Below are 14,847 nucleotides of genomic sequence, written 5' to 3' on the forward strand. Positions count from 1 at the left end.
TTTTCTATTAGTTATTTACTTATTCCCACTCAATCGTCGCAGGCGGCTTACTTGTAATATCGTACACCACGCGGTTAATGTGCTTCACTTCGTTTACGATACGTGTCGAAATGACTTCCAGCACATCCCATGGGATACGCGCCCAGTCAGATGTCATGCCGTCGATTGATGTAACGGCGCGGATTCCGATTGTGTAATCATATGTTCTTGCGTCACCCATAACACCAACGCTGCGGATGTCAGGGAGAACAGTGAAGTATTGCCAGATATCACGCTCTAACCCATGATTAGCAACCTCTTCACGGAGAATCGCATCAGATTCGCGAACGATTTCCAGTTTTTCTTCTGTTACTTCGCCAAGAACGCGGATTCCGAGTCCCGGTCCTGGGAAAGGCTGGCGCCATACGATATCATCCGGAAGGCCGAGCTCTGTGCCAAGCGCGCGCACTTCGTCTTTGAAAAGCGTGTTTAACGGCTCGATCAGTTCAAACTGCATGTCTTCAGGAAGCCCGCCGACATTGTGGTGAGATTTGATCGTTTGCGCCGTTGCTGTACCGCTCTCGATGATATCTGTGTAAAGCGTTCCTTGTGCAAGGTAGTCGATGCCTTTGAGCTTGTCCGCTTCATCATCAAACACGTAAATGAATTCATTACCGATGATTTTGCGTTTTTGCTCAGGATCAGAAACACCTTTAAGTTTATTTAAGAATCTGTCTTTTGCGTCTACTTTAATTACGTTCATGTTAAAGCCTTCGCTGAATGTTTTCATGACACCTTCAGCCTCGCCTTTACGGAGAAGACCATGATCTACAAAGATACAAGTCAGCTGATCACCGATCGCTTTATGAATCAAAGCAGCAACAACAGAGGAATCAACACCGCCGCTTAGCGCGCAAAGAACCTGCTTGTCTCCGACCGTTTCACGGATTTTCTGCATTTCGATTTCAATAAAGTTCTCCATTGACCATTTGCCTTCACAATCGCAAACGCCAAATACAAAGTTTTTCAAAAGATCATTGCCGTATTCAGAGTGGCGCACTTCCGGGTGGAACTGAACGCCGTACCATTTCTTGTCCGCTTTGCTCATCGCTGAATTCGGGCAGTGATGGCTTGTCGCGTCAACAGTGAAGCCTTCAGGAACCTCTACAACCAAATCGCCGTGGCTCATCCAAACCACTTGTTCGTTCGGAAGATCTTTGAACAAATCAGGTGTGCCTTCGATGCGGATGTTTGCTTTTCCGTATTCGCGCTGGCTTGCCGCTTCAACTTTCCCGCCAAGGTAATGAGTCATCAGCTGCATGCCATAGCAAATTCCTAAAACAGGAACATCAAGCTCGAAGATTTTCTCGTCACAGCGGAAAGAGTTTTCATCATACACACTGTTTGGACCGCCGGATAAAATAATTCCTTTTGGATTCATTTCTTTAATTTCTTCAGCCGTCAATGTATGGGGATGCAGCTCACTGTACACACCGAACTCACGGATGCGGCGTGTAATCAGCTGGTTATACTGACTGCCGAAATCAAGGACAAGAATCATTTCATTCACTAACTTTGTCATGGTTGTCACCTAATCTCCTCTAAGTTTTTTGACACAGAAAAAAACGAGGACAGATATGAAGCCGCTCCGCCCTCTTTGGCAAGGCCGTTTGCCGGAGTCCGGCAACTCGTTCCCAGACTCCGATAATATCCACTAATTCTAACAACACGTTGATAAGCGGTCAAGACCATCTTCTTTTAATTAAATTTTCCCATAACTCACTGGAATCATTCCAAAGCGCTGCCGAATCATCATTTCGATAAAGCGCCCGTTCATAGCGTAATGTCAGCTTTGACATGTCTTTTGAGTCGTATTTTCCATCGATTCGTTTTGCATAATCACGCAGCGTTTCACTGTCTCGCTTCGGCAGTCCTCTTCTCCTCAGCTGTTTCAGCAGTGCGCCATATGCCTCAAAAAACACGTGCTCATCGCTGCGCCGCTTCAGCTTTCCCGCAACAAAAACAGGAATCCATAGCGAACGGAAAACATACAGCAATACCGCTGCCGACAGGATGACTGTAAGGACGGCGAACGCTAAGTACCAGCCCGTATTTGTATGGGACGCGGACGGCTTTTTAGAAACAGCCGGCTCCCGTTGTTCCTTTTGTTTTTCTTCTTTTTTCTGCTGTTGTTTCTCATCTTTCTGCTCTTCTTTCGTCTTCTCCGGTGAGCCGCTTCTTTCGCTGCCGGAATTCTTTGTGTCAGAAGAAGTAAACTCAGCTGGATTCGTAAACCCTTTCGTTGGCTCAAATGTGACCCAGCCCTGTTCAGGGAAATACACCTCTACCCAGGAATGGGCGTTGTTATTTGTCACTTTGTAGATGCTGCCGTTTTTGTTTCCTGCTGCTTTATATTGGCCGGATGTATACCCCTTTACCCAGCGGGCCGGAATGCCGGCTGAACGCAGGAGCACCACCATGGCGGAAGAAAAGTTATCACAATAGCCCATCTTCGTTTCAAACAGAAATTGATCGACATAATCCTCACCATCTTTAGGAACAGTCACTTTTTCTGTTTCATATGTGAATGCATTGGATCCTAAATAATCCTCAATCGCTTTCACCTTATCGAACATATTATCGTGATCCTGAGTGAGTTTGGTCGCGAGTGATTTCACCCGCTCTGGCAGTGAATCTGGCAGCTGCATATAACGATCGCTGAATGTGTATTCATCGCTTTTGTTTCTCACTTTTACCTTTCTCAGCTCATCCAGTTTGTAGACAGGCGAATTGTACGTCACCGTATAGGTTCCCATGTTTCTGATTTTGCCTACTTGTTCATTGATCGGAGAAATCTGTTCTGTGTTCCCGTTCATTTCAAGTGAGACAGCCTGCTTTGGCTGAATGACTTTTGCACCGATCGGATACATCACATGGTTGTACCCGTAGTGCTCATCAACTTTCACACGGACAACTTTTCGCTCTGTCGCAACCTTATGGTCAAACCAAAGATTTTCAACGTTTCCTCCGCTAAGCTGATATGACATGCCTGTATCTGTTTCGACCCAGCCTTTTCCTGTATACGTATCCTTCGTTTCCACACGGAAATACGTACGCTTTTTTCCCTGCCAGGTTAAAACAGTTGTATTATCCTGCTGGAATGGGCCGCCGAGTGATTCATCGTGGTTTCCGTATCCGATTTTGCTTTCTCCAGCCGGTACCTGATTTTGATTCGTGATTTTTTTGAGAAAAGGCACCGGATCAGGCCAAGCCGGATCTGATTTTGGGGCGGCAAGTCCGAATCCCACCGCAATCAAAATCAATATAGATAAAGGGAGAAACCATTTCAAGACAGATGTTTTTGGCAGTGTGATTCTTTCCATCAGCTTTATGCGGTCTAAATATAAAAGGCCCAGCATAAAGAAGCCGATCAGCACGATACGGATGACGGCAAAAGTGGCATCATATGGCGTAAAGGTATCAAGAATCGTAATATACGCAACTGTCATCATAAAGAAAAACAAAGTTTTTCTCTGGTAAATCACCCAATAATGAAGGAGATAGACCAGCAGCCACAGCAATATAAAAAATAACAAAGTCCGAAACGAAGGAATCATGTCATTCCATTGCCCTGATTGAATCAGCGTGATATTCAAATAGACATCCTGTAAAAAAGAGCTGATCCAGCTCAAGTCAAATATAGAACCTTGATAAAACAAAATGTGTATCGAGATCAACGTAAATAACACACTAAAAGGAACAGTGACAAACCATCTCATCCGAAAAAAAGTCAGCAGAAATGTCAAAGCGATAAAGACACTAAAAAAGCCCGTATGTTTCGTATCTGTAAAACTGTCCAGCGGTCTAAGCCACTCCCACAGTAATAAAAATGCCAAAAAATAAAATAACAGCAAGCTCAAACGGCTTCCCTTCAGATCATCGTGCGGCATGTGCATCCGCCACCTCTCTTTCTAAACAACACGCGAAACTTGCCCGCCTCTCATGACCTGGACGCTGATTCGACGTTTCACCATCCGCTCGATCATGACTTTTTCAGCTTGAGAAAGCTCAGCACCCTTCTCTTTTGCCAGTATGACCGTAACGCGGCCGCCACCGATTTCTGGGATAGTCAGCAAATCTTCCGTGACCTGTCCCGTCACGATCACTTTGTCAGCCTGGCGGACAGACGGCTTACTCAGTTCTTCACGTACATATCGGCTTACTGGGTCAGCCGCATCACCATGGACGACAGCTAAATGCCGAAGCATATGCTGAAAATGATGCTCCCCCTCTCGAATAGGAAAAATCGTTTTTTCTTTTCCGACTGAAGCTAGGCCTGCCCCCACACCGTTTTTTAAAACAGAATGAAGAATTGAAGCTGTGACAGACACAACCTCTTCGAATGCTTCAGAGGGAAAGCGGTCCATCAGCAGAAAAAGATTTTTACTTCGAGACGGTTCAAATTCCTTCGTCATCAGCTGGCTCCGCCGCGCAGACGTTTTCCAGTCTAATGCAGCAAACCGGTCGCCCGGCTGATAATTCCGCACACTTGCTGCAACTGTGGAATGGTGCTGATGAATTGGAGAAGAACCGCTTACACCGTCTTCCTGATGCCTCTCATTTACTTGATAAGGAAGACGCTGAAAAGATGGATACACAAATAGGATATCTTTCAGATCATAAAAAGCCGTTTTTTCAACCAAACCGAGAATATCTCCGGTTCGCACTCTGACAGCATGAAAGTGATGCTCTCCGCGCGGTGACCGAGGTAATTCATACGTCATCGTCATACTCCGTTGAAACCAAGGAAAAACGAGCCGTTTGGCCGCGGCTTCGGATCGGTTCAATGAGCTGATTCCTTCTGGCAGGCAGTCTTCAATCACCATATACATGAGAGGAAACCGCAGCTTCCTTTTCAGCGTAACTGTTACGCTCAGCCTGTCCCCTGCATGCAATTGTGTTTTAGCCATTTGCCGTGAAGCCTGAAAAGAGCGGAGCGGATACAATGCCAGCAGACCGGCATACACGACAAACGGGAGAAACGCGTAAAACAAAAACCAGCTGACAAAGCCGCCCTGAAACATCGCATAGGAAAAAACAGCAGCCGTTAAGAACGTTAATACAATCAGCTTCCATCCATATACAAACCATTGAAATTTCTTCTTCATCAGCGGATCGACGGCCTTTGAACCGGCACCTTCACAGCGGACATAATCTCCCTTACAATCACTTCTGCCTGAATCCCTTCAAATTTCACCTCAGGGTTTAGCAGCATCCGGTGCGGCAGCGTAAAAGGAGCCAAATATTGAATATCATCCGGAATAACATAGTCACGATGATGCATCAGTGCGTATGCCTGTGCCGCTTTCATGAGAGCAATTGATCCGCGCGGACTGACGCCTAATTGAATAGAAGCGTGCTGTCTCGTTTTCTGCACAATTTCAACAATATATTCCTTGATGCTGTCATCAGCCCGGACATTCTGCACTTCCCGCTGTAAACGGATGAAGTCTTCTTTCGCAAGGACCGGTTCAAGCGTCTCAATCGGATGGCTGTTTTCCTGAAGAGATAAGACGTCCAGCTCCTCATGAAAGGACGGATAACCCATGCGAAGTTTGAATAGAAAACGGTCAAGCTGGGCTTCTGGCAAAGGATAGGTCCCTTCATATTCAACCGGGTTTTGGGTTGCCATCACAAAAAACGGAGCGTCAAGCGGCATCGTATGGCCATCCACCGTTACACTTCCCTCTTCCATCGCTTCAAGCAAAGCTGACTGTGTCTTTGGAGAAGTGCGGTTGATTTCATCAGCAAGCACGATATTTCCCATAATCGGGCCGGGACGGTATTCAAATTCCATCGTTTTCGCATTATAGATGGAAACGCCGGTTACATCAGACGGCAACAAATCCGGTGTGAATTGGATTCTTTTAAAATCAGCGCCGATTGACCTTGCCAGCGCGCGAACCATCATCGTTTTACCGACTCCGGGTACATCCTCAAGCAGCACGTGCCCTTTGGCAAGAATGGCTGCTAAGCTGAGTATGGCGATGTCTCGTTTTCCAACCATTACTCTATTAATATGTTCAACTGCTTTCCCCAGCAAAGGGTGCAGGTCTTCTTGGTATGCCATTCTTTTCCTCCTAGTCATCTACAAAATTCTTCATATTAGTAACCTAACTTTACCACAAAAAGCGATTTGTATAAAAAAACGATTCTAGTAAATTAATTCCAATCCAGCAGGTCAAATCACACAAAAGAGCAACTGTCACAGAAAGCTTGATTACTTGTATTTTAAAGGCTCCATATGGACATGTGAATAATCAATCGCATGCTCCTCCTTCATTCTCCGCTCAATTTCATTGGCAATATCGTGACTCTCTATCATATTTAAATCTGCCGATACCTCAACTACCACGTCTACGTATACCGTACTGCCCACATATCTCGCTTTAATATCTGTTAAGCGGCTCACACCCGATACCTTTTCGATCGTCTGTTTATAAGCTGACATGTCCTTTACGTCGAAGCCGTCTGTCAAAGAGTAAGATGATTCTTTAAAAATATCCCACGCCGTTTTGCAAATAAGAAGACCGATCACAAACGCTGTTACCGTATCGATCCAAGCAAGGCGGAATTGCGCAGCCGCGATTCCGATAAACGTGCCGATACTGACAAATGCATCTGATTTATTATCAGCCGCCGCGGCAAGAAGAGCCTGGCTCTTCACCTTTTTGGCCAGCCTTTTATTATATTGATAGACTGCCATCATCAAAGCTGCCCCGCCCGCGGCCGTCCAAGCCGCAATCATATCCGGCGTTTCTTGTTTAACAGAAAAAATAGATTCCCCGGCGCTGAACAGCACTTGCAATCCGACAGCCATCATAATAAAAGAGGCGATAAGCGATGCGATCGTTTCTGCACGGAAGTGGCCGTATGGATGATTTTCGTCAGGGGGTTTTTGAGAGATACGCAAGCCGATCAGTACCGCGACAGAAGCAATAATGTCAGTTGTGTTATTCAAACCGTCCGCCGTAAGTGCTTCCGAATGAAAAAGATAACCGATCATCAGCTTCACCGCAGATAGGATAAGATACGCGGCAATACTGATCAGGGCTCCGGTTTCTCCCTTTTTCAGTTCATCATATCTCTCCATGTAAAACCCACCTCTCCGCCTTTCGTCATCTATTATTATGATACAAAGCTGAAGCGCAGTGGGTCTACAGAAACATGATTCACCCGCCGCAGAAAAATAGAGACGGCGGAACATTTATTCTCTGCACCAACTTATGATCTCTTTTAAAAAATCTCTTCACATTTGTGATCCCCCGTATCTTAAAAAATGACAGCCGCCTGCGGAAATATCTTTTCTATTATTCCAAGAATGACTGGAAATACCGTTGACTAAACCCTACAAATTTGAAATAAATCGTTATATTTTCTCACACGAATTTTCGACAAAATGTATATTTGTGATAAGGTTTCAATTATCATAATATTCAGTAACAAATTCATTCTTAAAGGAGGCAGCTTATGAACCAAGCTCAATCAGGATTAAAAAAAGGATTAAAAACCCGCCATATGACCATGATTTCAATCGCCGGCGTGATTGGAGCCGGCCTTTTTGTAGGCAGCGGTTCAGTGATTCACTCCACAGGTCCTGGTGCCGTTGTCTCTTATGCGTTAGCCGGATTATTGGTGATTTTTATTATGAGAATGCTTGGTGAGATGTCTGCCGTTAACCCAACGAGCGGATCATTTTCTCAATACGCTCATGATGCCATCGGACCGTGGGCAGGCTTTACAATCGGATGGCTGTATTGGTTTTTCTGGGTCATTGTCATCGCGATTGAAGCAATCGCCGGTGCCGGCATTATTCAATATTGGTTTCATGATATTCCGCTGTGGCTGACAAGTTTGATCTTGACGATCGTACTCACCTTGACAAATGTCTACTCCGTTAAATCTTTCGGTGAGTTTGAATATTGGTTCTCCCTGATTAAAGTTGTTACTATTATCGCTTTTCTCATCGTTGGTTTTGCTTTTATTTTTGGTTTTGCGCCAGGCAGTGAGCCAGTCGGTTTATCCAATATGACAGGCAAAGGCGGATTTTTCCCGAAAGGTGTCAGCTCCGTATTGCTGGGCATTGTCGTTGTCATCTTCTCCTTTATGGGAACAGAAATTGTTGCGATTGCAGCGGGAGAAACATCTAATCCGATCGAATCGGTGACAAAAGCGACCCGATCCGTTGTATGGCGCATCATTGTCTTTTACGTCGGCTCTATCGCTGTTGTCGTTGCGCTTTTGCCTTGGAATTCAGCAAATATTTTAGAAAGCCCTTTCGTCGCTGTACTCTCACATATCGGCGTGCCGGCAGCCGCCCAGATTATGAACTTTATCGTCCTCACAGCCGTACTCTCTTGCTTAAATTCAGGTTTGTACACCACATCCAGAATGCTGTATTCACTTGCGGAAAGAAATGAAGCGCCGCGCCGTTTTATGAAATTGAGCAAAAAAGGCGTTCCCGTACAAGCCATTGTCGCCGGAACAATTTTCTCTTATATTGCGGTCGTCATGAACTACTTTTCACCTGACTCCGTCTTTCTATTTTTAGTCAACTCATCAGGCGCAATTGCTCTACTCGTTTATCTTGTCATCGCCGTTTCCCATCTGAGAATGCGCCAAAAACTCGAAAAAACAAACCCAAAAGCATTAAAGATCAAGATGTGGTTTTTCCCTTACCTAACCTACTTGACCATCATCGCCATCTGCGGAATTTTAGTGTCTATGGCGTTTATTCGTTCCATGAGAGACGAGCTGCTGCTGACAGGCGTCATTACGGGAATCGTTTTGATTTCTTATCTTGTGTTCAAAAAGCGCAAGGTAAGCGAGCAGGCTGCTGCCAAGCCAGTCTCACAGCAACAGCCTGACATCCTGCCATAATACTGAACAAAATCCTAAACGGATAACCGTTTAGGATTTTGTTCTTTCTTCTTCAGATAGGCGGGAGGACACTGATTTTTTTGTAACCACTTCGTCCTTATTATCATTAACTATATTACCATTTCGGTAAATTTAGAAAAGGACGATGAAAATGACACTTGAAAAATTTGCGGATGCTCTCCCAATCCCAGATACCCTAAAGCCAGTACAGCAAACAAAAGAAAAGACATACTATGAAGTCACAATGGAGGAATTCACTCATCAGCTTCACCGCGATCTCCCCCCGACCCGCATGTGGGGATATAATCGCTCATTTCCCGGGCCTACCATCGAGGTCAAAAGAAACGAAAACGTTTATGTAAAATGGATGAACAACCTTCCTTCTAAACATTTTCTGCCGGTCGACCATACCATTCACGATAGTGACAGCCAGCATGAAGAGCCTGAAGTGAAAACCGTTGTTCATTTACACGGAGGCGCCACACCGGAAGATAGTGACGGATATCCGGAAGCCTGGTTCACAAAAAACTTTGAACAAACAGGCCCCTATTTTAAGCGAGAGGTTTATCATTATCCGAATCAGCAGCGCGGTGCTATTTTGTGGTATCACGATCATGCCATGGCGATTACCAGGCTGAATGTCTATGCGGGACTTCTCGGTGCTTACATCATTCATGATCCAAAGGAAAAACGATTTAAGCTGCCTTCCGGCGAATACGACGTGCCGCTTCTGATCACAGACCGCACGATCAATGAGGATGGTTCTTTGTTTTATCCAAGCGGCCCGGAAGACCCTTCCCCTTCACTCCCTAACCCCTCAATCATCCCGGGTTTTTGCGGAGAGACGATACTTGTCAACGGGAAAGTATGGCCCTACTTGGAGGTCGAACCAAGAAAATACCGGTTCCGCGTCATCAATGCCTCCAATACAAGAACCTATAACTTATCACTCGATAATGGCGGGGAAGTGATTCAAATTGGTTCAGACGGCGGACTTCTGCCGCGCTCCGTAAAACTGAACTCTTTCAGCCTTGCTCCTGCTGAACGTTTTGATATCATCATTGACTTCACAGCCTACGAAGGTCAATCGATCATTTTGGCAAACAGCGCGGGCTGCGGCGGTGATGACGTCAATCCTGAAACAGATGCGAATGTCATGCAATTCAGAGTCACAAAACCATTGGCACAAAAAGATGAAAGCAGAAAGCCGAAATACCTTGCATCATATCCCTCAGTGCAGAATGAACGAATACAAAATATCAGGACACTCAAGCTGAGTGCCATTAATGATGAATACGGCAGACCCGTTCTTCTCTTAAATAACAAACGCTGGCATGACCCTGTCACTGAAGCACCGAAACTCGGAACAACTGAGATATGGTCTATTATCAATCCGACAAACGGAACACATCCGATCCATCTCCATTTAATTTCCTTCCGTGTGTTAGATCGGCGCCCATTTGATACAGCTCGTTATCAAGAAAGCGGAGAACTGGTTTATACCGGCCCGACAATCCCGCCGTCTCCAAGTGAAAAAGGCTGGAAAGACACCGTCCAATCCCGCGCCGGTGAAGTGCTGAGAATTGCAGCGACATTCGGGCCGCACAGCGGACGCTATGTATGGCACTGCCATATTCTTGAGCATGAAGACTATGACATGATGAGACCGATGGATGTAAAAGACCCCCGTAAATAACCCGACAAACTTGCCTCTCACAGGCAAGTTTTTTCTATATGAAACATTTGAGTCTCTTTTTCCGTATAACATTAAAACAGCACAAAGGAGCTTTTTATGCAGACGAACGACTTAAATGAAAAAACAAGACAATACATTTCTATTTATGCTGAATTAAAATCAAAATTAAAATGGAAAGTTGCACATGATCAGATATTAATGCTCATTTCTTCTGCATATATTGTAAATAAAAGAGAATTTGATTTTCAGCGCTTTTATGATGTGAGCAACTATATCAAATCAAACGTCGGCAGTTTCTCAACACTCAATTCATACCACCGCTTTACTGTTGCTTCTATTTTAGACATCCATTTTCAGCATGAAGCAAAACAAACGTTTCATACGTTTATCGACGTCTACAATGAAATGGTGAAGCTTGGATATAATCGGGATATGTTCACGTACCTTTCCGCGCTAATCCTGCTCACCGGCAAATCAGAAACATCTAATCTGAGCGAACAAATGAACAACGGGCTATCTGTTTACCAGCAGATGAAGAAAAACCATTATTTCCTCACTTCCATTCAGAACATCCCGCTCGCCGTATTGCTCGGCAAAACCGAAAACGGTTTGCAGGCGCTAAACAAAGCGGAAATATGCTATAAGCTTCTGTCAGCCAGCAAGTTTAAAAAGGGATATTACTTACACCAGGTTAGCCATATTCTAGCCCTACAAAGTGAAAAAGACCCTGAAACGCTTGCTTCTGAGTGCAAACATATCTATCAATCCATCACGGAATTTCACAAAAAGCCAAAGAATTATCATTATCCAGATCTTGCCCTTCTCACATTTCTGGAAGAGCCGGATATCAAAACCGTGTTGGACACCACTCAAACATTAAGCCAAGAAAAAGCATTTAAATGGCAAAAGGACATGAATTTCAAAATTGCTGTCTGCCTCTATCTCAGTGAGCGCTTGGAGAAAAACTTATTGATGGAATCAGGGCTTTACACTGCAATTGAAGCGGTCATTCAGGCGCAGCAGGCAGCCGCGACAGCTGCGATCATCAGCACAACAGCAGCCAGTCATTCTCATAACGGATAGAGGAGGGGAAAAATGCCATACGTCACATTAGAAGATCAGACACGACTATACTATGAAACGCACGGGAGCGGGACGCCAATCCTGTTTGTACACGGTGTTTTAATGAGCGGACAGTTTTTCCATAAACAATTTTCAACACTTTCTGCCAATCATCAGTGTATTCGTCTCGATCTTAGAGGACACGGCGAATCTGAAAAAGTGCTTCAAGGGCATACCATTTCTCAATACGCCCGGGATGTAAAGGAATTTCTAAACATAATGGAGCTTGATCATGTCGTACTTGCCGGCTGGTCAATGGGCGCTTTCGTTGTATGGGATTATCTCAATCAGTTTGGAAATGATAACATACGAGCTGCTGTCATTATTGATCAATCAGCTTCCGACTATCAATGGAAGGGCTGGGAGCACGGCCCGTTTGATTTTGACGGTTTAAAAACAGCGATGCATGCCATTCAGACTGATCCGCTGCCATTCTACGAGAGTTTCATCCGTAATATGTTCGCAGCACCGCCGGCCGAGGCAGAAACAGAATGGATGCTGGCAGAGATCCTCAAACAGCCGGCAGCCATTGCAAGCACGATTTTATTTAACCAAACGGCTGTTGACTACCGGGATACCCTTCATCATATGAATGTGCCCACATTACTGTGCTTCGGGGAAGACCGCAAATTTTTCTCTGCAGCAGCTGGCGAACATTTGCGCAGCAATATTCCTGACGCGACGCTCGTCACCTTTTCTAAAAGCAGCCATTGTCCGTTTTTAGAAGAGCCGGACGCCTTTAACAGCACCCTTCTCTCTTTTTTAGATGAGCTGACTGGAAAGCCATAAAGAAAAAGGAATTAGGAGATTAGGGAAAAGTATGAGACAATAAGAGATGTGCAGTAAAATACATGAGGGAAGAAGTGACTTTATGTCTTACTATAACAAACGTAATCAAGAACCGCTGCCTAAAGAAGATGTGAGTACATGGGAATGCACAAAAGAAGACTGCAACGGCTGGAGCAGAAAAAACTTTGCCAGCAGTGATGATGATGCGCCATTATGTCCTTTATGTGGAAGCAAAATGATCGACGGCATCCGTTCATTAGTGAACCTCCAAAACAACAGTCAAACGAAAACAAGCTAGCTCTTCCCTATAACAAATGCAGTCTCCTGCAAGCAAACAATCCTCGAACGGAGACACACATTCTATATCCAGAATAAAAGCCTCTCATTGCAAGAGGCTTTGAAAGATGAAAGAAGCCCAAAACTTTAAATGTTTAGGGCTTTTCGTCTTTCTGAATGGTGCAATATGGATATGAAAGGGGTGATAAAGTGGCCACATACCAACAGCAAAAAGACTTGAGAAAAAGAGCTAGATCCAAAAAGCTGAACCTTGCCATCAACGCTTATGTCGAACTACTGTTTTTGTCGATACCTCTGCTCCAATTGCTTAAATGGCTTGGATCATTAACTCTGCGACTCGTCCATTAAAAAACCACTCAGCCTATGCCGAGTGGTTTTTATTAGCGGATGACAGTAAAGCTGTTGATGATGCCGTTCGGGTTTTCCCACACTTTTTTAAATGTCTTATGTTCAAGATTATAAGAATAAATCGTCCGCACCTTGGCTTCACGCCCTGTTTCATCCTTCAGTTTTTTAGCTCCATCGGCTTCGGCAAGAAAATAGATGTTCTTACCATCCTTAGAGAACTGCGGCTGTGCGTCAATTAACAGCTTGAATGATTTTTGGTTGGAAATGATGGTTTTATAGTTTTTCGTATCCGCATTCAGCATCTGAATAGAAGCGGCTTGCGCCGTGCCCTTCTGCGTATATGATGTAAACAAAATACGTTTATCATCATCAGAAACTGCAATATCGCTGATAAACTGGTCAAGACTCTTCAGCTCATCAAATTTATTCTGATGGCCAGCCCCAAAGTGAATCGTTGTCGGTTCAGGATCGATCCCCTTTTCGTTCGCTTCATCCGTTTTCTCGTAATCCTCTTCTACAGAATAATGAAGCAATGCAAATGAATCGGTTTTTTCGTTATAAAAGAAACTGCTGACGCTATCATCCTGATCATTTGCTGCTGGATAAAGGTTTTTATATTTCTTCGTTTTCAAATCAAAAGCTGCAATCCGGAAATTGCTTTCGTCCGCTTTTCCTAAACGAAAATAGATGGCGGAACGGTCCTTTGATAAAAACAGGCTATCGGCACTCTCCTCACCTTTATAAAGCATCGTCTTTTTATTAGACTTTAGATCGAGCTTAAATAGCCTCATTTCATTTTGATCATTATTGCCCGTATAATAGAGCACCTGCTGCTTTTGATCCAAAGCAAATGCCGGATAGCTCGTCAGCTTCTCCTGATGGATCACCTTGTCATTTTCATAATACTTCGTCTGCAAATTGGTATTCGTAATTGAAACAAGCAGCTTATCGCCGCTTTCCGTATGTACTGACATATCGGCAGCGTTCTCATGGCCTTTATCCTTTACAGCATAAAACGCGAAACCAGCTGCAGCAGCTGCGATCACGACAATTAACAATACGATGATTCTTTTTTTCAACTTTTATCTCCACCAATAGAAAAAGCAAGAAAGTGTTTTTCTTGCTTTACAGATTATATATGTACATTAATAGCTGTAATGTCCCGATACTTTTCCTTTGCTTAATGGGTATCCAAGCGCTTTAAACGCTTTAGGGCTTACATCCAAAACTGCATGAGGCATTCTGCCAACATCATTTTTGTAAACCGTAATCACTTTTTTAGGCTTCGCTTTTGCATAAGCTCTGATTTTTGTCCCGTTTCTAGGCACATCAAATCCGATCTTGGTCGCACAATCCCAATGCCCAAGTTTTTTACCAGAAGAGCCTTTTTTCCCGACTCCATTATACCAAGTAATATTTCCGTTCACATGCTTCGCACTGGCATCTGATGAAAAACTGAAAGCTCCCAAAGTGCTTCCTGCTAAAATAAAAGCGGCTAAAATGACTTTCTTCAACATTTCGTCCCCCTGTTTATTAACATCTAGGAAAATTATACACGAAGAACCAGGATTTTTTTATTTCAATATCCTTACAGTATTGTTACAAAAACGAAAAAGAACTGCGCTAAAAAAATCCATGGAAGATTATCCTATTATAATTCCAATTTTAGAGTTATA

General features: G+C 44.1%; 13 protein-coding genes. 6 read left to right on the forward strand and 7 right to left on the reverse strand.

Annotated elements, in window-relative coordinates:
• Positions 1-19: 19 nt before the first annotated feature.
• From guaA to BTW01_RS17650, 5 genes are all read right to left on the reverse strand, one after another.
• Entirely contained in the window at positions 20-1,561 is a 1,542-nt protein-coding gene (gene guaA / locus BTW01_RS17630; protein ID WP_162104278.1) for a glutamine-hydrolyzing GMP synthase, read from the reverse strand.
• Between the two features lie 160 nt (positions 1,562-1,721).
• Positions 1,722-3,929: a DUF4129 domain-containing transglutaminase family protein gene (locus tag BTW01_RS17635; protein WP_162104279.1), complete on the reverse strand. Its 2,208-nt coding sequence runs from the start codon at positions 3,927-3,929 to the stop codon at positions 1,722-1,724.
• Between the two features lie 21 nt (positions 3,930-3,950).
• Entirely contained in the window at positions 3,951-5,147 is a 1,197-nt protein-coding gene (locus BTW01_RS17640) for a DUF58 domain-containing protein (RefSeq protein ID WP_162104280.1), read from the reverse strand.
• A complete protein-coding gene (locus BTW01_RS17645) occupies positions 5,147-6,109 on the reverse strand; it encodes an AAA family ATPase (RefSeq protein WP_162104281.1) in 963 nt (320 codons plus the stop codon). The genes BTW01_RS17640 and BTW01_RS17645 overlap by 1 nt, the downstream gene beginning before the upstream one ends.
• A 150-nt stretch (positions 6,110-6,259) precedes the next feature.
• Positions 6,260-7,132 (reverse strand): cation diffusion facilitator family transporter, encoded by an 873-nt coding sequence (locus BTW01_RS17650; protein WP_162104282.1) that lies wholly within the window; start codon positions 7,130-7,132, stop codon positions 6,260-6,262.
• A 377-nt stretch (positions 7,133-7,509) separates the two neighbouring features.
• Between BTW01_RS17650 and gabP the strand changes: the two genes are divergently transcribed.
• The 6 genes from gabP to BTW01_RS18580 all read left to right on the forward strand — a co-directional run bounded on the left by gabP (position 7,510) and on the right by BTW01_RS18580 (position 13,171).
• A complete protein-coding gene (gene gabP / locus BTW01_RS17655) occupies positions 7,510-8,919 on the forward strand; it encodes a GABA permease (RefSeq protein WP_162104283.1) in 1,410 nt (469 codons plus the stop codon).
• 151 nt (positions 8,920-9,070) lie between these two features.
• A complete protein-coding gene (cotA, locus tag BTW01_RS17660) occupies positions 9,071-10,615 on the forward strand; it encodes an outer spore coat copper-dependent laccase CotA (RefSeq protein WP_162104284.1) in 1,545 nt (514 codons plus the stop codon).
• Between the two features lie 96 nt (positions 10,616-10,711).
• Positions 10,712-11,698, forward strand: coding sequence for a DUF4003 family protein (locus BTW01_RS17665; protein ID WP_162104285.1), 987 nt, complete (start codon positions 10,712-10,714; stop codon positions 11,696-11,698).
• Positions 11,699-11,710: 12 nt separating this feature from the next.
• Positions 11,711-12,526, forward strand: coding sequence for an alpha/beta fold hydrolase (locus tag BTW01_RS17670; protein WP_162104286.1), 816 nt, complete (start codon positions 11,711-11,713; stop codon positions 12,524-12,526).
• Positions 12,527-12,608: 82 nt separating this feature from the next.
• Positions 12,609-12,824, forward strand: a complete 216-nt coding sequence (locus tag BTW01_RS17675) for a cold-shock protein (RefSeq protein ID WP_162104287.1) — start codon at positions 12,609-12,611, stop codon at positions 12,822-12,824.
• 188 nt (positions 12,825-13,012) lie between these two features.
• Positions 13,013-13,171: a hypothetical protein gene (locus BTW01_RS18580; RefSeq protein ID WP_225494001.1), complete on the forward strand. Its 159-nt coding sequence runs from the start codon at positions 13,013-13,015 to the stop codon at positions 13,169-13,171.
• Positions 13,172-13,203: 32 nt separating this feature from the next.
• Here BTW01_RS18580 and BTW01_RS17680 read toward each other — a convergent pair whose 3' ends face one another.
• Positions 13,204-14,250: a PD40 domain-containing protein gene (locus BTW01_RS17680; protein WP_162104288.1), complete on the reverse strand. Its 1,047-nt coding sequence runs from the start codon at positions 14,248-14,250 to the stop codon at positions 13,204-13,206.
• A gap of 66 nt (positions 14,251-14,316) precedes the next feature.
• On the reverse strand, positions 14,317-14,688 hold the full coding sequence (gene walM, locus BTW01_RS17685; RefSeq protein WP_162104289.1) for a cell wall metabolism protein WalM: 372 nt from the start codon (positions 14,686-14,688) through the stop codon (positions 14,317-14,319).
• Positions 14,689-14,847 lie beyond the last annotated feature (159 nt).

Origin of the sequence: Bacillus sp. SKDU12, assembly GCF_010093085.1 — a bacterium.
GTDB lineage: Bacteria > Bacillota > Bacilli > Bacillales > Bacillaceae > Bacillus > Bacillus mexicanus.